Raw genomic sequence first — 18,780 nt, 5'->3', positions numbered from 1 at the left:
CCTGCGTATTGCCCTGAGGCGGCATATTTGTTAGTTGGTCGTTCTTGGCTTTTGCGAATAATTTCGATTGGGGAGAAAAGGTGATATCTTTCAAAAATGTCAACAAATGGTACGGCGACTTCCATGTACTCAACAATATCAACCTTGATATCGAAAAAGGCGAAGTCGTAGTCATCTGCGGTCCATCCGGATCGGGCAAGAGCACCCTGATTCGCTGCATAAACCGTCTGGAGCCCATCCAGGAGGGCGACATTCTGGTTGACGGCATGAACGTCAACTCGCCCAGAACGAACATGACCACGTTGCGCGCCGAGGTCGGTTTCGTCTTCCAGTCGTTCAATCTCTATCCGCACATGACCGTGCTGGACAATGTCATTCTGGCCCCCACGCTGGTCCGGCACATGTCCCGGGCCGAGGCAGGCACCATCGCCATGGACCTGCTCAAGAAGGTCAACATCCCGGACAAGGCGGACGCCTATCCCTCGCAGCTTTCCGGCGGGCAGCAACAGCGTGTGGCCATCGCACGCGGACTGGCAATGCAGCCCCGGATCATGCTCTTCGACGAGCCGACTTCCGCATTGGACCCGGAGATGATCAACGAGGTTCTGGACGTGATGAAATCCCTGGCCCGCGAGGGCATGACCATGATCTGCGTGACCCACGAAATGGGATTTGCCAGAGAAGTGGCAGACAGGGTCATCTTCATGGACGGCGGGCATCTCATCGAGGAGAACACGCCCGAGGAATTCTTCCACAACCCCAAGAACGACCGCACAAAGGATTTCCTGAGCAAGATTCTGAGCCACTGACGGAAATACGCCTCCCTCCGGCGCGGTGCCGGGCGGAGGTTTTTTTTGGGCTACACTTCAATGTAAGGAGAGGTACATGAGAGTTCTCAAAATCACCGCCCTGGCCGCCGCGCTGCTGCTCGTCGCCGCAAGCATGGTTTTCGCGGGCCCCACCTATGACCGCGTCATGAAGGACAAGGCACTCAAGGCCGGCATCACCAACAAGGGCAAACCCTTCGGATTCATCAACGATCAGAACGAATGGGTCGGCTTCGACTACGACATGGCCAAGGAAATCGCCAAGCGCATCGGCGTGGAGTTCGAGCCCGTGGTCGTGAACAACAAGACCCGCGTCTCCTTTGTCCAGACCAACCCGCCCAAGGTGGACATGGTTCTGGCCAACATGACCCACAAGCGCGTGCGCGACGAAAAGATCGACTTTTCCATCACCTACTTTTTCGACGGCCAGAAATTCCTTGCCCGCAAAGGCGCCATCAATTCCGCCGCGGAACTCAAGGGCAAGAAGATCGGCTCCATGCAGGGCACCACGTCCATCGTGAACGCCATTGCCTACATGAAGAAGCTCGGCGACGCCAATCCCAAGGTCACCGGCTACCAGAACGAGGTCGAGATGTTCGAGGCCCTGCGTTCCGGCCGCGTGCAGGCCATCTCCACCGACTCCACCCTGCTCATCGCCCTGGCTGCCAAGGAGCCCGGCAAGTACGAGCTGGTGGGCGAATTCATTTCCGACGAGCCCTACGGCGTGGGCCTGCCCCAGGACGACTCCGCATGGCGTGATGTGATCAACTTCACTATTCAGGACATCTGGAAGGACGGCACCTACATGAAGATCTACAACAAGTGGTTCGGTCCGGATTCCGAGACTCCGTTCCCCATGACCGAAAAGATCGAAATGTGGCCGTAAACCGAGTATCGGTTCGAGAACATGAACAGGTCCCGGGGCCGCTGCTCCGGGACCTTTCCCTTCCTGGATGACAATGCTGAAACGTTATTTCGAAAAAATCTGGGTCCAGAATACCGCCCTGCTGCTCATGCTCGGGCTGATTTCCTATTATTTCACATTCGTTTTCGAATTCAGGACCGACCTGAACTGGTCGATCCTGATTACCGAGACCGAATACGGGCATATGGGCAAGCTGCTCCTCAACGGACTCGGGCTGACCATAACCATCTCCATTTATTCCGCAATCCTCGCCATCCTGCTCGGCACGCTCTTCGGACTGGCTCGGCTGTCCAAATTCAAGCCCGTGTACGGTTTCGCCACGGTCTATGTGGAATTCTTCCGCAACACGCCGTTGCTGGTCCAGCTGTTCTTCTGGAACTTCGCGCTTCCCAACGCGTTTTCCGAAGAAATCAGGATGAAGCTGTTTGAGCTGAATTTCGAATTCTGGGCTGCGACCATTGGTCTCGGCATCTTCACCAGCGCATTCATGGCCGAAATCATTCGCGCGGGCATCCAGTCCATTCCCAAGGGGCTGCTGGAGGCTTCGTATTCCTCGGGCATGACCTTCGGCCAGACCCTGCGGCGGATCATCCTGCCGCTGGCCTTCCGGGAAATCATTCCCCCGCTCGGCTCCGAGTTCCTCAACAACATGAAGAACTCGTCACTGGCCATGACGCTGGGCGTGGCCGAACTCTGCTGGTCCATGAACGAGGTGGAGGCCCTGACCTATGCGGGCTTCGAAGCCACGGCCGTGGCCACGGTCACCTATCTCGTCCTGTCCCTGATCATCGCGGCGTTCCTGAATCTGGTGAACATGAAACTGAAGATCATCGGCAAGGGACAGGAACCGTTGACACGACGCATTGCGGACGCACTCTTCTGGCCTGTCGGGGCAGTATGGGAAACGGTTTCCCGCACATTCCGCAGACTCACACGGCCAAAAGCCTCCAGCAAGACCCTGACTCCTTTTCAGGAGTTCATGCACACCGCGAAATCCATGATCTGGAAAGGAACCGTACTCGGCTCCAAGGTCATTTTCGTGCTTTTTCTGGCATGGCTCGCATATCGCACCATCATGGGTGTGGCGTCCTTCAACTTCACGATCATTGCGGACAACATGCGCGCCCTGCTCATCTGGCGTTTTCCCAAGGGCGGAAGCACCGAGGTCTTCTTCGGTCTGGGCGGTCTGGCCATGTCCATCGTCATGGCCGTGTTCTCCATCTCTGTGAGCTTCTTCATCGGTCTGTTCGTGGGCATGGGCCGGACCTCGAAGAACCGGGCGATCAAGGTGCCCTGCACCCTGTACATCGAACTGATCCGCGGCAACCCCCTGATCATCGTCATCTTCTGGATGTACTTCTTCTTCCCGGTCATCTTCGGAATCGACCTCGACGTGTTCTGGAGCGCGACCTGGGCCATGACCATCTTCTTCGGCGCCTACATAGCGGAAATCGTACGCGGCGGCATCGAGAACATCCCGCCGGGCCAGACCGAAGCAGCCAAGTCGACCGGCCTGTCCTACCTCCAGACCATGCGCAAGGTCGTCCTTCCCCAGGCTCTGAAGCAAATGCTGCCCGCCATCGTGGGCATGTTCATCGCGGCCTTCAAGGACACCTCGCTGGCCTACATCATCGGTGTGCCCGAACTCACCACGGCAGCCTACTCCATCAACAACCGCCTCATGCTCTACCCGTTCGAGATATACACCACCATCGCGGTGATGTATTTCGTCTGCTGCTATCTCATGAGCCTGTATTCCAAATATCTGGAGCACAAGCTCAGCCCGGAAAAAGTCCGACTGGAGATGTAGGCGGAAGCACCCCGAAACCAAACGAAAAAAACCGAGGAAGACACTGCCTTCCTCGGTTTTCTCATGTTGAAACACTATTTGGCTACAGCTCGAAACGCCGGGCCGAAATGATGGAAATCGGGTCGGTCGGCACATCCGCATACCCCTGAAAATCACGGGTACGGGTCTTGCTGATCTTGAGCGCGGTTTCCATTCCGTCCACGACCTGACCGAACACGCAGTAGCCGAAGCCATCGTCCGTGTCGTCCACATGGTCAAGATCGGGATTGTCGGCAACATTGATGAAAAACTGGGCCGCAGCGCTGTGCGCCTCAGGTGCGCGGGCCATGGCAACCGTGCCTTCCAGATTTTTCAGTCCGTTGGTCGCCTCGTTCTCGATGGGAGCACGGGTTTCCTTCTCCTCCATGGAAAAGGTCAGCCCGCCGCCCTGAACCATGAATTTCCTGATCACTCGATGAAACAGGGTTCCGTCGTAGAATTCGTCGTCCACGTACTGAAGAAAATTCTCCACGGTCTTGGGAGCCTTGTCCGGAAACAGTTCAATCAGAATTTCGCCTTCCGGGGTTTCCAGAAGGACCATGGGGTTATCCATCATCATCTCCATGCATTGATTTTCAGTCTTCTTCGGGATCGCGATCCGCCTTTGTCACTCCGGAGCGCGGATGCGCGCTGTCATATACCCGCATGATGCGCTGCATGTCCAGATGCGTGTATCGTTGTGTCGTGGAAAGACGTTCGTGGCCCAGAAGTTCCTGCACACTGCGCAGGTCGGCCCCGGCTTCCAGCAGGTGCGTGGCAAAGGAATGGCGAAGCATGTGCGGATGCACTTCCTTGGGCAGCCCGGCACAATGCGCCAGACGGGCGACAATGCGATTCGCTTCCCGGCGATTCAGGCGCCTGCCACGCACGCCAACGAAAAGCGCCTGCTCGGCATAATCCTCCAGCAGGGCGTGTCGCTGTTCGATGTATCGCCGAATCCGCTTCACGGACGCGTCGGACAGGGGCACGATGCGCTCCTTGGAGCCCTTGCCCTGCACCCGGACCAGATCGGTATCCACGTCGTTGAGATCAAGCGATACGGCCTCGGTAATGCGCAGCCCAGAGCCATAGAGCAATTCGGCCAGAGCAAGGTCGCGAAGCCCCTCCGGGGAGGGTTCCACAGCCGCCTCCATCATGGCCACAGCCTGATCCACGTTCAGAACCTGCGGCTGCCGCTGATCCTGTTTGGGATTGCGCACTCCGGCGGTCGGGTCCTTGAGTACGATTTCGTGCTTGCGAAGATATTTGAAAAAGGTGCGCAAACTGGACAGCTTGCGGCCCATGCTCGTCTTTGCCAGCCGCCTGCGGTGCAGCTCGGCCAGGAAAGCACGCACATGATCCCGGGTCACCCGCTCCGGGCGAGCCAGCGAACGCCGCTTCGGACGCAAAAAATCGTCGAACTGCTCCAGATCCGTGGCGTAGGCGCGCACCGTGGCATCGGAATATCCCTTTTCCACGGCAAGATACGCCAGAAATCCCTGCGCCAGTTCCCCGAGACGATCAGTCCTTCCGCCTGTCGATGACATAACAGCTCTTGGGGTTTTCCTTGGCCTTCTTCTTCAGGGCCATGGCAATGGCCGAAGCCTCGCCGTAATGCTTGAGCCGGGCCTGCTCGTTCAGGACCACGGCAATGGACACGGCCATGAGCGGGAAAGTCCGAACATTGCCTTCCCGGTCCGTGGACCGGATATGACCGCGCCGTCTGTCCTCGGGATCGTAGAAATGCGGCACGATATCATCAAAGGCCGCAATGATGCGCTTGCAGGCTTCCTCGACCTTGTCCACGGGCAGAATGAACACGAAATCATCGCCGCCCACATGGCCCACGAAACTCTGCACCCCGGCAAAGCCCTTGATGGTGTTGACGATGAGTCGCGCGGTCATCATCAGAATCTCGTCGCCCCGGGAAAAGCCGTACCGATCGTTGTAGGACTTGAAATAGTCGAGATCGCAATAGGCCAGAGCAAAATCCTGCTCCTGATCCATGAGCTGCTGAATGCGCTGAATGATGCTGGTATTGCCCGGCAACTTGGAGAGCGGATTGGCATCCAGAGCACGCATGGCGCGACACAGGGTCAGATTGATGCGCGCCCGGACTTCCTCCGGGGAAAACGGACGAAGCACGAAATCATCCACCTCGACCCGGTTCCAGTCCCATTCCCGTTGCAAATCCGCTGCATCCAGACACAGCACCACCGGAAGCTGGCGGTACACGTTCTCGCTCTTGACCAGCCCGGCCACATCGCTTGCCGAGATGTCGTCCAGACGGCCGTCCACAACCAGCAGATCCGGCGGCTCGGTGAACAGGAATTCAATGGCCCGCCTGCCCTTGTCGAACACGCGGAATTCCATTTCCTCGACAGGCCAGAGGGATTGCAGCAAGGCGGCCAGCTCCGGGTCCGGAGACAGGAGAAACGCCTGCTGCTTGCGATAGAAGAGAGAGTCCGGCACGGATTGATTCATTCCCGGAATCTAGCATCGCCCGCATGGGGCGTCAAAGAGAACAAGGGTTTGGCGGCCGCTAGAACCGCACGTCCGACACTTCCATGAGCTGATCAGCCAGACTGTCCATGATGCGATCCAGATCGCTCATGCGAAAGCCGAGTTCCTTCATGGCCTCGGGACGCAGAAACGCAGTCTGATCATCCCCACTGGTGCCGAACTCGAAAAGCCGAATCAGAAAATCGCCGAGATGCACCACGCAGCTCATGGGCTTGTAGAACTCGGCAAGCTGCGGCGCATGATGGCGGCTCATGGATTCGCGAATGTTGGCAGGAAGCCCCCAGTGTCGGGCAAGCCAGGCATTGATGCGGTCATGGCCAAAGCCCATGACCGCCTTTTCCGCCTGAAAATACGTGATATCCCTGGCCTGGACCGTTTCCACGATCTGCTGGTGCAGATCGGGCAGCTGAACAGCGGTCACAACCTTGCCGAGATCGTGCAGCAAACCGGCCACGGCGTATTCCTCGGGATCCTCGAATCCGGCCCGCTGGGCAATGATCGTGCAGGCCGTGGCGCACCCGAGACTATGTTCCCACAGCCCCTTCATGGCCTGCTCCATCATGTCGAACACGGACGTGGAAATGATGATGCCCCGAATCACGTTGAACCCGAGCAGGACCAGAGCATGCTGAATGGAGCTGATGCGGCCCGGGAACCCGTAGATCGGGGAGTTGACCATCTTGAGTACCTTGGCAGACAGCACCTGATCACGGGAAATGACCTTGGCAATGGCTTCCGTGGATGCATCCGGGTCCTCCACCAGCTTGCTGACCTCGGTCAGGACATCCGGCAGGGTGGGCAGGTCCTTGACCGACAGCACCTCGCCCCGAATACTGGTCTTGAGATCCTCTTCCATACCTTATGCCTCTTCCCCGTTGCCGTTGTCGTCCTCACCTGCTGCCTCCAGCTCCTGCAAGGCCTTGAGCCGGGCCTCCTGAGCTGCGGCCTTGAGCTGAAAATACTGCTTCAGCCGATTCTTCACCTTGATCATCCACATGTCCGACGCATAATGGCGAAACAGATGGTCCATACGTTCAACACGTTCGGCGTAGCGTGTCCCGGCTCCGGCCCCACCCACGTCCACGGGCGAACCCTGGACCGTGATCCGGTCCACATTCATGGATTCCAGACGGCCAATGAGGGATTCGGTCAGCTCCATACCCTCGCCCATGATGGTCATGCCACCGTCGTTGGTAACGGGCTTGGCAAGTTTCATTCCGGGCTGGGCAAGATCAAGTGGTATCTTCTGCATAATGCGATTCCGTACCTGCTGAACAGGAAAAGGAGAACGTCAGCCTACACGCAGGCCGTCGGACGCTCAAGCTCTCCGGTCGTCATATCTTGTCAAAAAAGATCAATACGCCCATGACCACGAACAGGGCCGCCGCAACCTTCTTGATGATGCTGGCCGGCACATACTGGCAAATGAACTGGGCGAAAAGCACGCCCAGCAGGCTTACCAGAACAAGGGCCAAAGACGAACCCAGAAAAACAGTCCAGGGTTTCTGCGTCTTGGCAGTCATGAGCATGCAGGCAAGCTGCGTCTTGTCGCCGAGTTCGGCAACGAACAGAGTGCCGAACGTGGTGGCCAGCAATTTCCAATCCATGAAATTCCTCGAACTTTCCTGAAGGCTTGAGATTCGACAGCAGAGAATCAGTTCTCCTTGGCAATGTACCACATACCCGGGAGCTGCTGCACGATGCCACGCATTTCCAGCACCAGAAGAACGCGGCTGACACGGGAGCTTGTCCAACCAAGCGTCCGTCCCAAGGTGTCTATGTGCATCCTGCCGGTCTCGTCAAGCAATCCAAGGAGTTCCTTTTCCTCGTCGGTCACGCCGAACAGGGTGCGTTGACGCATGCCAATGGCCCAGGAAGAGTCCGAAGCGGCTTCTTCCGAAACCGTAGCGCTTCCTCCCGGCTCCTGCCTGACGCAGCTCTCCGAAGCAGCGAACCTTTCGGGACTCGGCCGCTCCGAACCCGGCTTGGACAGTGGCTGCAGCGCATGCGGACATGCATAGCTCAGGGAGCAAAGAATGTCGTCCGCACTTTCAACCAGTGTGGCACCCTGCTTGATGAGCTTATGACATCCGGCAAAGGTGGACTGACCGATCGGGCCCGGCAGGGCAAACACTTCCCGTCCCTGATCCGCAGCCAGTCGGGCTGTGATGAGGCTGCCGCTCCGCTCTCCGGCCTCGGCCACCAGCACGCCAAGGGACAGGCCGCTGATGATCCGATTCCTGAGCGGAAAATGCGAAGACTCGGCCTTGACGCCAGGACCGAATTCCGTGACCACCAGCCCCTTTCGCCCCAATCTCTCCCGCAAGTCCTTGTTTTTCATCGGATACAGCACATCCAATCCGGTTCCCATGACCGCAATGGATGAACCGACACCAGACAGACCTCCCACATGCGCCTGCCGGTCTATCCCCAGAGCCATGCCCGAAACAACGGTGATCCCGGCCGCAGCAAGCTCAGAACAAATGTGCAGCGTGACGGAAAGTCCGGCCTCGGTGCAAGCCCTTGCCCCGACAACCGCCACACCGGGATTGCGCAGCAGGGACAGGTCGCCGTCATAATACAGGCAGACAGGAGGATCGGAAATCTGCTTGAGGGGCTCGGGATATGCAGGATCAAACCACGTCAGCACGTTGAAATTGCGCCGTTTTGCGAGAAAAAATTCATCTTCGGCTGCCTGCCGCCATTTTTCCCGCGCACAATTCTCCGCCTGCCGCGCATTGGCAAGACGGCACCCCGGCCAGTTGCGTGCATCCCGCACGGCTTCGTAAGCCGAAGCGTACTGCTCGAGAATCTGCTTCCAGGTTTTCGGGCCGAGATACGGCGTATGCTTTAACGCCAGACAGGCAAAAAATTCGGTTTTCTGATCAAGCACGGCAAAAAAAAGGCCGAGGGCATGATGCCACGGCCAAAAGTATGACTCGAATCAGCCGCCCAATGCGGCCAGACGCTTCCGTCCCATGCGGGCAGGCTCGGACTTGGGGAAATCCTCGACCAGCGCGCGCAGATAAAAACGGGCATTATCCTTGTCGCCACTCAGCTCATAGGCCATGCCGATCTTCAGCAAAGCCGAAGCGGCCTTGTGATGCTTGGGGAAACGGGCGGTCACATCCTTGAACGCAAGGATGGCCTGAGCATAGTCCTTCTGGCTGTAATAGGTCTCGCCCTTCCAGTACAACGCGTTGGGAATCAGGGAATCCTTGGGAAACTTGGCGAGAAATTCATCGAATGCCCCGCGTGCGCCCTCGAAATCATCGGCCCGGTACAACCCAAGAGCCTTGTCATACATGCTTTGCGAAGACATGACTGCCGCGGATTTTGCCACGGGCTTGGGTCTGGGCAACACCTTGGGTTCGGGAATGTTCGCAGGCTTGACTGCGGGAACCGGGACCGCTTTTGCGGCAGGTGTGCCGCCGGGCACTTCGGCCCACGGCTTTTCCTCTCCGCTCTCCACGACGCCGGGCCGAGCCTCCTTGGCCTGCCCCTCGATCCAGCCCCCCTGTTCCGGAGACAGGTCCGTGACCCAGCCCTGATCCCCGGCCGAAGCTGCGGAATCCTGCGATTCGGGACGAACGGTCATGGCATCAAGACGTTCTTCCAACATCCTGAGCCGGCTTTCCAGGGCTTCGTTCCGTTCCCGATCCTCATCCTTCATCTGACGCTGCGTCTCGCGAAAATTGAGAAAGCTTTCCTCAAGGCTCTTGAGCCTCCATTCCGTGCTTGCCTCCGTGGTTGCCGCCTGCTGCTTAACGGCAGTACAGGCACCAAGCCCGGTGCTGGCAAGTACAAGCAGGGTCATGACGAGGCGTTTCATGCAGAATTCTCCCGGTTCACACGTTTCGGCGATTCCTTGGAAATAGGCGATATGCTCCTTTTTTGCAAGGAATCGTTACGCATAGCAAGCTTCTTCCGTATTCCGCCGCCTTGCGCCCGGGCCGATTTTCAGGCAAATATCCCTCGGACGCAACGCGATTGCGCAGTTCCCACTTCGAAACGGAGACCATATACATATGAACCTTGCCGAATGTTTGCAAATGACCGCCAACCTGTTGGCCCCGGCATTTTTCGACATGCTCGGTCTGGCCGCCCTCGGCGCGGTCCTCATCGCCATTGCCGGGCAGATCGCAGCCAAGACGAAACAACGCGTGTTCTACGACAAATACGGCCAGCAAACCGCAGCCATGGGATTCATGCTGCTTGTGGTCACGCTTGCCGCGGTGGGCGCATCCGCAGCCATGGCCGCGTCCCGCTTTCCCTGGCTCATGCAATGGCTGACCCACCCGCAATCTCCGTTCATCAAGTTGTACATCGCGGTCGGAGCCTTCATTGTCCTTTCCCTGCCCTATGCCCTGGCATGGAAGAAAATGCGCAACGCAAAAGTTGCGCACATGGCTCTGGGACTGGGGGCGGCCATTTCCGGGGCTGCCTCGATTCTTCTGGCGGTGGCCGCGTTGCTCGTGCTGGCGCTGACCACGTCCAGAGACACCACGCCTCTGACAATGGCGGAACTGCCTCTTGATGGCACTTCCCTGCTCTGGCCCATGGCATCCCAGTACATCCTGCTCGACACGGCTCTGGCCGCCGGGTTGAGCTGCACCTATCTGGTGCTGCGGCGCAACAAGGACGACTTCGGACGCGATTATTACAGGTTTTCCCTGAAACTTGCGGCTCGCTGGGCCATCATCCCCATGATCGGCCAGATCGCCTGTCAGGGCTGGCTGTTCGCCCTGCTCCCGGAGACCACACGTACCCTGATCCTGAGCACGCCTCTTGGTGCGGCATGGGCTGCCGCCGCAATCCTGCCGCTCATCTGCATCATCCTCTGGGCCGTGATCGCCAAAAGTCAGGCTCCGCTCCGCCTCAAGGGAATGACCTTCGTGGCCGCGGTTCTGCTCTGGCTGGCCCATGCCTGCGATGCCACCGTATTCGTCAATCTGATGTCCATGCTGTAAACATCGCCTCTTTCGCAAGAAAAAGGCGGCCGGGAAGCAAACGCTTCCCGGCCGCCTTTCCTTTTCATTGCAGAAACCGCCTATTTGACGGCCACGGCCCCGGATTGCACTTCCTGTCTCCGCCCGAGGGACGTGGAAAGGGAATAAATCTCATGCGGGTCAAGAATCAGGACAACCGAACCGTCTCCCATGATGGTCGCGCCGGACAATCCCTTGAGGCTGAAGTTGTTCAGGTACTGCCCGAGCGGCTTGATCACGATCTCCTGACGCTCCAGCAGTCTGTCCACCACAAGGCCCAGACGCCGGTCATTGTCGTGAATGACCACGATGGGCAACACGTCGCGCTTTTCCGCATTGGTGTCCAGATCAAGCAGCTCGGCCAGCTCGATAATGCCCAGCACTTCGCCCCGCAGCGTCACGGCCTTGCGGTTATTCACGTCGGACAGCTTGGACATCTCGATCTTGGTGGTTTCGGACACCGCATCCAGTGGAATGGCAAAGGTTTCCCCGGCCACCTGAACCATGAGCGCGTCAATGATCGCGAGGGTCAGCGGCAAAGTCAGGGTCAATTTGGTCCCCTTGCCCACCTCGGACTGGATATGAACGCTGCCCTTGAGATTCTTGATGTTGGTCTTGACCACGTCCATGCCCACGCCACGCCCGGAAATGTCCGTGACCTTTTCGGCTGAGGAGAATCCCGGCGCAAAAATCAGGTCCAGCGCCTCGCGCTCGTCCATGGAATTGGCTTCGTCCTGCGTGATGATGCCCTTGCGCACCGCCACCTGCTTGAGCTTTTCCGGATCCATGCCGCGTCCGTCGTCCTCGACCTCAATGGCGACGGAGTTGCCCTTGTGATACGCCCTGAGCCAGACATGCCCCTTGGCCTTCTTGTCCTCGGCAATGCGGGTCGCTTCATCTTCGAGCCCGTGATCCACGGCATTGCGCACCAGATGGACCAGAGGATCGCCGATCTCCTCGACCACGCTCTTGTCGAGCTCGGTCTCTTCACCTTCCATGATCAGCTCGACCTGCTTGCCGCTCTTGCGGCTGAGGTCGCGTACCAATCTGGGAAAACGGGAAAACACGGTCTGCACCGGCACCATCCTGACCTTCATGATGGTGTCCTGCAGATCATCGGAAATGCGAGCCATGGCATAGGTGGTTTCAGTGAGCTGCTGCGCCACGACCTGAACTTCCTCCTGCCCCTCTTCCAGAGCCCGGGCAAGCATGGCGTACCGGTTGCGGTTGATGATCAGCTCGCCGATCAGGTTCATGAGGTGGTCCAGCTTGTGGTGATCAACGCGAATCGTGGTCGACACCTTGGGCTTGGGCGGAGGCGTTCCCCCCCCCTTGGCCGACGAAGCGGCATTCTGTGCAACCGGACGCGCCGCAGGTTTCGGAGCGGGTTTGGATGACGGCTTCGGAGCCGGAACAGCCGCCTCGGGAACAGGTTTGGCCGCAGGCTTGGCCGGGGCCTCGGGTTCGGGAGAGGGAACCGGCTCGGCTGCGGGCTTCGGGGCAACCGGAGCAGAGGCCTCGGCAACAGTCGGCGTCGTCTCGGGAACGGATGCGGCCTTTCGGGTCGGGTCTTCGACCGGTTCGCCAAGGAGTTCGCTCAAGGCCTTGAGCAGCATGTCCTTGAGAATGGCAAATTCCTGTTCAAGAATATCCAGCATCAGGGAAAAATCCATGTCCGTCTTTCGGCCCTGATCCACGAGCCCCACGGTTCTGCCCGCATAGGTCTTGATCTCGTCGAGCCCCATGTATCCGGCGGAATTCTGGATGGTCTGAAACGTACGGAACAGGCCGTCCACGATGTCGGTCTGTCCCGCGTCCCTGCGAAGCATGGACAGGGCCACGCGTGCGGCTTCAAGCTGCTGCTCGATGGTTCCGCGAAAAAGTTGCACGTCCTCGGGATCATAGGCATCCGCGGAAAGCGTCTCGTCAACAGGCTGCGGCTCCGAAGATTCCGAAACATCCGCAACAGGCCCGGACTCGCCTCCTTTGGCTTCCCCCTTGCGCGCGCCGCTCTGAGGCAGCACGCCGAGCACACCGGAAAAACCGCCGTCTTCAGTCACCTTGCGCAGAATCTGCACCATGACGGAAGTGTCCAGCGGATCGACCTTGCCGGACTCCACATCCACCTTGCCGACCAGAGCCTCGATCAGGTCCACGGCACCCAGCAGCAGATCAATGAGTTCCTGACTGGAGGCCATTTCATCCTTGCGGACCTTGTTGAGCAGGGTTTCGGCTTCATGGGTCAGGGAATTGAGCTCCTTGAAACCGATTATCCCGCTATTGCCCTTGAGGTTGTGAAAATACCGGAAAGTGTCATTGATGAGCTCTTCGTTGCCCTCGGGCTCGCCCTCAAGCGCAAGCAGACAACGGTTGAGATTCTCGATGATCTCATGGGCTTCTTCAAGAAAATCGGCGAGATGCCCTTCGCCCACGGTTGTCAGGGGATATGGAGTGGCATCGAAATCCGGATCGGGTTCGGGATGAAACGCGGAAGTCATGGTTTCTGTTCCTGTTTCGGCCGCGTCTGGCGCGGAATCAGGTTCAACGAGCAACGGGACGACGACATCAGGTTCAACAGCAATGTTTTCGGGAACAATATCCGCATCGCCCTCGGAAGCGGACGGCGATTCGGCTTCCTCGACCATTTCCCCGGCAAGAGCCGCCTCGATCCTGGCAATGATCGGCGCTGTGTCCACATCGCCTTCCACACCGCTGGTTTCGAGGTTGTCCACCATGGTACGCAGGGCATCGGTGGCGGACAGAATCAGATCCATGATCTGACTGGTTACCTGCATGGCTCCCTGTCTGAGTTCATCCAGAATGTTTTCCGATTTGTGGGCAAGACCGTTGATCTTGTTCAAACCGAGAAATCCCGACGCCCCCTTGAGAGAGTGCATGGGCCTGAAAATTTCATTGAGCAGCCCGAGATTGTCCGGGCTTTTCTCCAGTTCAAGCAGGTTCGGCTCTATGGTTTCCAGATGTTCCTTGGCTTCAATGAAAAAATCGGCAAGGATTTCCGGATCGAGAAAGTCCTGACTCATCCAACCACCCCTGGTTGTCGCGTTATGGTGTCGCCCTGGCACCAGCCATCAGAATGCAAATCACCAACCTACCCGAGCAGCATCTTCACGTTGCGAACCAGCTTTTCGGGCTGAGCGGGTTTGACCATGTAGAGATTGGCTCCCACGGTCAACCCGGTTTCGATGTCCCTATCCTGCCCTTCCGTGGACAAAACCACAATTGGAATATCACGGTACGTCTGCTGTTCCCGCAAAGTCTTGATGAAGGTCAGGCCGTCCATGCGCGGCATGTTGATGTCCGAAACGATCAGGTCGACCTCGGACGCACTGTAGAGTTTTTCCAACCCGTCGAGTCCGTCTTCGGCCGTGGTCACCTTGAACCCTTCCTTCTTCATGATGAAAGCGACCAGATTCCGCACGGTCTTTGAATCGTCCACTATGAGAATATGTTTGGCCATAAATCTCCCCCTATCGGATTTAGCACGGCGCGTCGCGGAGTTTCAACAGGATTCTCCCGGTACGGCTGTGCGACCGGACCGACAGCAATGCATCATGGTTGCAGACACCCGAACCATTACTCTTCCTTCTTGTAGATAATGGCCCCGGGGAAATGAATCGGCTTGAACGCCCTGGAAATATTGTGCAGAGACTCGGAATGGCCGATGATGAGGTATCCGCCGGGCAGCAGATTGTCATAAAAGGCGCTGATCACACGTCGTTTCATGTCATCGTCGAAGTAGATGATCACGTTGCGGCAGAAAATGATCTGCGAACGCTCCACCCGTCGCATCTGCGTCCTGTCATTCAGGTTGATCTGCCCGAAGCTGACCAGCTTCTTCACCTCGGGCCGAATGCGGAACGTCTTGTCCTCGGCATCGAAATACCGACTCACGATCTCCCGGGGCGTGGTGCGCAACGTATAGTCGTTGTAAACGCCCTTTCGCGCCGATTCCAGCACCCGATCGGAAAGGTCATTGGCCGTGATGCGAATATCCCAGGCACCGACTTCGGACTTCAGCAATTCGTGAACAATGATGGAAACAGTGTATGGTTCCTCGCCCGTGGAACAGCCAGCCGACCAGATGCGGAGCTTTTTTCCCTTGGAACGAGCGACTTTCAAAACATCGGTCAGGACCTTTTCCTGAAAGACCTGCAACTGCGGAGGGTTGCGATAAAAGCTCGTTTCATTGGTCGTAATGACCTCGAACAGCTTCTTCAATTCCGAAGCCTTGCCCGGATCATACCGAAGGTAGTAGTAATATTCCTCGAAATCCTTGAGGTTCAATTTCTTGAGACGATTGCCGAGCCTGTTTTCAAGAAGATATTTCCGGTTGTCCGCAATATAAATCCCGCACTGCTCGTAAATGAACCCGCGAAGATTCACGAACTCCTCGTCGGAAATCTTCAGCTCCTTTCCCAGGCTGATGGTCTTGGAAAATAACGATGCCATTTGGAACGGCTACTCCTGTGATTCCTGAATTCTGGCAATAGCCTCTTCCGCGGCACTGGCCAATTCGTATTCATCGCTGTTCGTTATTTCCAGAAGCGCCCTGAATGCAGAAGTTCCGCCGATCTGGCTCAACGCCTCCATGGCCTTCATCACCACGAAATTGTTCTGGCTTTCCAGCAGACCGATCAGTTCGGGAACCGCCGAGGCCTCCTGGTGTTCGCCGAGCGCATCCACAGCGCGAATCCGCACCCAATCATCATGATCACCCAGAGCTTCGATCAGATACGGAATGAAACTGTCGTCGTAAATCCTGCCCATGATTTCGATCACGGTAAGCCGGACGTCCTTGTTCTCATCCCCCAATCGGGTCAGCAGCAGCGACTTCCAGTCCTCGACATCCTCTGCGGCAGAGGCCAGCGCTTCCACAGCGACCTTGCGGATATCCGGAATCTCGTCCTCAAGAGCCGCCGCGAGAATTCCCCCATGACTGCCTGGTCCCATCTTGCCGAGGGCATATGTGGACATGAGCCTGTCCACGGGGTTCTCGCTCGCAAACATTGCAGCAAAGCGTTCATGGACTTCCGGACCGTCAATGGCAATAAGCGCCTCAAGAGCCGCTTCCTTCACATCGTCGTACTGATGGTCGAGCAGAGGGAACACCCTGTCCACGACTTCGGCCAGACGAAAACGCTCGCCCAGCATGTAGACCACGCTTTTGAGCACGGTCCCGTCCTTGTGCTCCTCCAGTACCCTGATGAAGAAATCCTTTTCCTCCACCGAGGCCCGGGCAGCCAGAACGCTGATTATCTGCCGCTGGATGTACAAGCCGACCTGCCAGAAAGCCTCCTTGAGCACCCCGCAGATCAAGCCGTTCTCGTCACAGGCATCACCGCCGATCTGGGCAACGGTCTGCACCGCGACGCGCGCCACCTCGGGATTTTCATCCAGTACGCCAGCCTTGAGCGCATCGGTCAGCCCGATCTGGGCCAGAAAGGCGAGAATGACGGCAAGCCGTTCCTGATCCCGATCCTGATCCAGAGCTCCGGCAATCTGGAGAATCCCCCGGGATGCCTTTTCCCCGCCGACATAGGCCAGCCCCTGAATCGCGGCATCCTGAATATCCACGTCCTCGTCCTTGAGCGCGACCAGAAGGTACTGACGAAATTTCTCGCGCTCGTCCTCGCTGAGCAAGGTCAGGGACTTGCCACCGAGAATCCTGACCACGGCCTTGACGATCTTGTTCCGAAGCGCTGTCGCGGAATCGTCCATGCGGCGAAGCAGCATGGTCACGGCCTTGACGTTTCCCATCTCGCCGAGCGCATCGATGATCATGGACGCCACAAGGTCGGAGGCGCCGTCCAAGGCCCGAACCAATGCATCGACCGAGCTGGAATGCCCGATCTTGGTCAATGCCTCGATCACGGAATACTGAACCCACTCCTCGTCCTTCATGGCCTTGTTCAGACAGGGGGCAGCCTCTTCCATCCCGAGTTCGCCGAGACTCACGGCGGCCTGATACCGGACATTCACTTCCGGGTCCTTCAAAAGCGCATCGCAAAGCGGTTCCACGGCAAGCGAGTTCGCTGTGGAACCAAGAATGTCAGCCACGAAAATGCGAATGTCCGGGTCTTCATCATGAATGAGCCTGGTCAGCGATCCGATATCCTGATTGCCGACCTCGCGCAGGATGTCCATGGCAAGATTGCGGACCGGAGCATCATCCGATCGCAGCAGGGGCAGGACGGCCTGAACCGTGGCCTTGCCGCCGATCTTGCGCAGGGAACTGTCCGCCGCCTCCTGAATGCCGAGGTGATTGGTTGTCAGCAGTTCGGCCAAAAGCGGCACGGCCTCGATGCAATCATGCTCGCCAGCGCGAAACGCCCCTTCGCGCACAATTTCCTTGTCGTCGCTTTTCAGCAGTCGCAGGAACTCCTTGCATTCCGCCATCTGGAGGATCCCCCTTGGAGTTTATGTTGATTGCACCGGACCTACTTGTACAGATTCGCAAAGATAGCCTCGGCCATGTCGTCGAGGTCAATGATTTCATCCGCCAGATTCGCATCAACAATGGCCTTGGGCATGCCATAGACCACACAGGAGGAATCGCTCTGGGCCAATGCCCTTCCGCCTTTCTGCTTGAGGGCCTGAACGCCCTCCATGCCATCGTTGCCCATTCCGGTCAGGATCACGCCGAGCCCTCTGTGTCCCACGGCCTCGGCTACGGAATTGATGAGCACGTTGGCGGAAGGCTTGTACAAGGCGTCGCGCGGTTCTTCACTGACGACAACATCGACGCGGCTGATCTTCTGATCCAGCACGATATGCTTGCCACCCGGGGCCACGAAGGCATGTCCGGGACGAAGCACGTCACCGGGCTCCGCCTCCTTGACGGAAATCCGGCTCACGCTGTCGAGCCGCTTGGCAAAAGGGCCGGTAAAGGCCGCAGGCATATGTTGGGCAATGACGATACTGGCCGGGAAATCCTCGGGAAGTGCGGACAGGACCTTCTGCACGGCAGGCGGTCCGCCGGTGGACACGCCAATCGCGACCACATCCCGCACCAGCCGGGAACCGCGCACTGTGGTCGGGCGCTTGAGCGTGGCCTTGGGACGCGGCGCACGCCGCACCAGTGCATGGCGCATCTTGCGCATGGCAACGGTCTTGACCTTTTCCCGAAGGTCTCGCTCGATCTTGACGATATCAAGAGACACCTTGGACAATTGCTTGGGAATGAAATCCACGGCCCCAAGTTCCATGGCCTTGAGCGTGGACTCGGCCCCCTCCGTGGTCAGGGAACTGACCATGAGCACGGGCCTTGGAGATTCCATCATGATATGCCGAAGTGCGGTCAGACCGTCCATCTTCGGCATCTCAATGTCCATGGTGACCACATCCGGATCGAGCTTTCTCACCATGTCGAGCCCTTCCTCACCGTTGCGGGCGGTTCCCACAACCCTGATTCCGGGATCTTTATCCAGCATCGTGCTGATCGCCTTCCGCATGAAGGCGGAATCATCCACGACAAGCACTTTTATCACGATTCGCTCCTTGAATTCATAATCCGCGCAACGAAAATCTTCGCCACGCTCGGCACAGGACAAGAAAAAACAAAGGGGAACTTCGGCGCGAAAGCTATTGCCCCCGGGCATCCGTCACTTCAATTTCAATGCCGTAAACAATAGGCTCAATTATTATGTTTGTCTATCGCCAAGAAAAAGA

General features: G+C 57.7%; 17 protein-coding genes. 4 read left to right on the top strand and 13 right to left on the bottom strand.

Features of this window, described 5'->3' with window-relative positions; translation table 11 throughout:
• Positions 1-80 precede the first annotated feature (80 nt).
• From MPN23_RS02475 to MPN23_RS02465, 3 genes are all read left to right on the top strand, one after another.
• Positions 81-809, top strand: a complete 729-nt coding sequence (locus tag MPN23_RS02475) for an amino acid ABC transporter ATP-binding protein (RefSeq protein WP_243545898.1) — start codon at positions 81-83, stop codon at positions 807-809.
• A 76-nt stretch (positions 810-885) separates the two neighbouring features.
• Positions 886-1,713: a transporter substrate-binding domain-containing protein gene (locus tag MPN23_RS02470; RefSeq protein WP_243545896.1), complete on the top strand. Its 828-nt coding sequence runs from the start codon at positions 886-888 to the stop codon at positions 1,711-1,713.
• 73 nt (positions 1,714-1,786) lie between these two features.
• On the top strand, positions 1,787-3,562 hold the full coding sequence (locus MPN23_RS02465; RefSeq protein WP_243545894.1) for an amino acid ABC transporter permease: 1,776 nt from the start codon (positions 1,787-1,789) through the stop codon (positions 3,560-3,562).
• 82 nt (positions 3,563-3,644) lie between these two features.
• Here the strand turns inward: MPN23_RS02465 and MPN23_RS02460 are convergent, their stop codons facing one another.
• The 8 genes from MPN23_RS02460 to ybgF form a co-directional block, all read right to left on the bottom strand.
• The gene (locus tag MPN23_RS02460) at positions 3,645-4,154 is read right to left on the bottom strand and encodes a peptidylprolyl isomerase (RefSeq protein WP_243545892.1); all 510 of its coding nucleotides are present in this window, start codon (positions 4,152-4,154) and stop codon (positions 3,645-3,647) included.
• Positions 4,155-4,176: 22 nt separating this feature from the next.
• Positions 4,177-5,127, bottom strand: coding sequence for a tyrosine recombinase XerC (gene xerC / locus MPN23_RS02455; protein ID WP_243545890.1), 951 nt, complete (start codon positions 5,125-5,127; stop codon positions 4,177-4,179).
• Complete coding sequence (locus tag MPN23_RS02450; RefSeq protein ID WP_243545888.1) at positions 5,102-6,064, bottom strand: GGDEF domain-containing protein; 963 nt, start codon at positions 6,062-6,064, stop codon at positions 5,102-5,104. Before MPN23_RS02450 ends, xerC begins: the two co-directional genes overlap by 26 nt.
• A gap of 58 nt (positions 6,065-6,122) precedes the next feature.
• Positions 6,123-6,959, bottom strand: a complete 837-nt coding sequence (locus tag MPN23_RS02445; RefSeq protein WP_243545879.1) for an HDOD domain-containing protein — start codon at positions 6,957-6,959, stop codon at positions 6,123-6,125.
• 3 nt (positions 6,960-6,962) lie between these two features.
• On the bottom strand, positions 6,963-7,355 hold the full coding sequence (locus tag MPN23_RS02440) for a hypothetical protein (RefSeq protein WP_243545877.1): 393 nt from the start codon (positions 7,353-7,355) through the stop codon (positions 6,963-6,965).
• Positions 7,356-7,437: 82 nt separating this feature from the next.
• A complete protein-coding gene (locus MPN23_RS02435; RefSeq protein ID WP_243545875.1) occupies positions 7,438-7,710 on the bottom strand; it encodes a TMEM165/GDT1 family protein in 273 nt (90 codons plus the stop codon).
• A gap of 47 nt (positions 7,711-7,757) precedes the next feature.
• Entirely contained in the window at positions 7,758-8,996 is a 1,239-nt protein-coding gene (dprA, locus tag MPN23_RS02430) for a DNA-processing protein DprA (protein ID WP_243545874.1), read from the bottom strand.
• A gap of 51 nt (positions 8,997-9,047) precedes the next feature.
• Entirely contained in the window at positions 9,048-9,935 is an 888-nt protein-coding gene (gene ybgF / locus MPN23_RS02425; RefSeq protein ID WP_243545873.1) for a tol-pal system protein YbgF, read from the bottom strand.
• Positions 9,936-10,131: 196 nt separating this feature from the next.
• Between ybgF and MPN23_RS02420 the strand changes: the two genes are divergently transcribed.
• The gene (locus MPN23_RS02420) at positions 10,132-11,073 is read left to right on the top strand and encodes a hypothetical protein (protein WP_243545872.1); all 942 of its coding nucleotides are present in this window, start codon (positions 10,132-10,134) and stop codon (positions 11,071-11,073) included.
• A gap of 80 nt (positions 11,074-11,153) precedes the next feature.
• Here the strand turns inward: MPN23_RS02420 and MPN23_RS02415 are convergent, their stop codons facing one another.
• From MPN23_RS02415 to MPN23_RS02395, 5 genes are all read right to left on the bottom strand, one after another.
• Positions 11,154-14,132, bottom strand: coding sequence for a chemotaxis protein CheA (locus tag MPN23_RS02415; protein ID WP_243545871.1), 2,979 nt, complete (start codon positions 14,130-14,132; stop codon positions 11,154-11,156).
• A gap of 68 nt (positions 14,133-14,200) precedes the next feature.
• Positions 14,201-14,569, bottom strand: coding sequence for a response regulator (locus MPN23_RS02410; protein WP_243545870.1), 369 nt, complete (start codon positions 14,567-14,569; stop codon positions 14,201-14,203).
• A 116-nt stretch (positions 14,570-14,685) separates the two neighbouring features.
• The gene (locus tag MPN23_RS02405; protein ID WP_243545869.1) at positions 14,686-15,561 is read right to left on the bottom strand and encodes a CheR family methyltransferase; all 876 of its coding nucleotides are present in this window, start codon (positions 15,559-15,561) and stop codon (positions 14,686-14,688) included.
• A 9-nt stretch (positions 15,562-15,570) separates the two neighbouring features.
• Positions 15,571-17,508 carry a HEAT repeat domain-containing protein gene (locus MPN23_RS02400; RefSeq protein ID WP_243545868.1) on the bottom strand — a complete coding sequence of 646 codons (1,938 nt, stop codon included), beginning with the start codon at positions 17,506-17,508 and terminating at the stop codon, positions 15,571-15,573.
• Between the two features lie 41 nt (positions 17,509-17,549).
• Positions 17,550-18,599: a protein-glutamate methylesterase/protein-glutamine glutaminase gene (locus MPN23_RS02395; protein WP_243545867.1), complete on the bottom strand. Its 1,050-nt coding sequence runs from the start codon at positions 18,597-18,599 to the stop codon at positions 17,550-17,552.
• Between the last annotated feature and the right edge of the window lie 181 nt (positions 18,600-18,780).

The sequence above is a fragment of the Pseudodesulfovibrio tunisiensis genome (genome assembly GCF_022809775.1).
Taxonomy (GTDB): domain Bacteria; phylum Desulfobacterota; class Desulfovibrionia; order Desulfovibrionales; family Desulfovibrionaceae; genus Pseudodesulfovibrio; species Pseudodesulfovibrio tunisiensis.
This window is presented reverse-complemented; position numbering and strand designations above follow the sequence as displayed.

Excerpts from the sequence above, each read along its gene's own strand:
- MPN23_RS02420 (WP_243545872.1), top strand. The coding sequence starts at position 10,132 with ATGAACCTTGCCGAATGTTTGCAAATGACCGCCAACCTGTTGGCCCCG.
- MPN23_RS02415 (WP_243545871.1), bottom strand. The coding sequence starts at position 14,132 with ATGAGTCAGGACTTTCTCGATCCGGAAATCCTTGCCGATTTTTTCATT.
- MPN23_RS02470 (WP_243545896.1), top strand. The coding sequence starts at position 886 with ATGAGAGTTCTCAAAATCACCGCCCTGGCCGCCGCGCTGCTGCTCGTC.
- xerC (WP_243545890.1), bottom strand. The coding sequence starts at position 5,127 with ATGTCATCGACAGGCGGAAGGACTGATCGTCTCGGGGAACTGGCGCAG.
- MPN23_RS02465 (WP_243545894.1), top strand. The coding sequence starts at position 1,787 with ATGCTGAAACGTTATTTCGAAAAAATCTGGGTCCAGAATACCGCCCTG.
- MPN23_RS02410 (WP_243545870.1), bottom strand. The coding sequence starts at position 14,569 with ATGGCCAAACATATTCTCATAGTGGACGATTCAAAGACCGTGCGGAAT.
- MPN23_RS02400 (WP_243545868.1), bottom strand. The coding sequence starts at position 17,508 with ATGGCGGAATGCAAGGAGTTCCTGCGACTGCTGAAAAGCGACGACAAG.
- ybgF (WP_243545873.1), bottom strand. The coding sequence starts at position 9,935 with ATGAAACGCCTCGTCATGACCCTGCTTGTACTTGCCAGCACCGGGCTT.
- MPN23_RS02445 (WP_243545879.1), bottom strand. The coding sequence starts at position 6,959 with ATGGAAGAGGATCTCAAGACCAGTATTCGGGGCGAGGTGCTGTCGGTC.
- MPN23_RS02460 (WP_243545892.1), bottom strand. The coding sequence starts at position 4,154 with ATGGATAACCCCATGGTCCTTCTGGAAACCCCGGAAGGCGAAATTCTG.
- MPN23_RS02440 (WP_243545877.1), bottom strand. The coding sequence starts at position 7,355 with ATGCAGAAGATACCACTTGATCTTGCCCAGCCCGGAATGAAACTTGCC.
- MPN23_RS02450 (WP_243545888.1), bottom strand. The coding sequence starts at position 6,064 with ATGAATCAATCCGTGCCGGACTCTCTCTTCTATCGCAAGCAGCAGGCG.
- MPN23_RS02405 (WP_243545869.1), bottom strand. The coding sequence starts at position 15,561 with ATGGCATCGTTATTTTCCAAGACCATCAGCCTGGGAAAGGAGCTGAAG.
- MPN23_RS02435 (WP_243545875.1), bottom strand. The coding sequence starts at position 7,710 with ATGGATTGGAAATTGCTGGCCACCACGTTCGGCACTCTGTTCGTTGCC.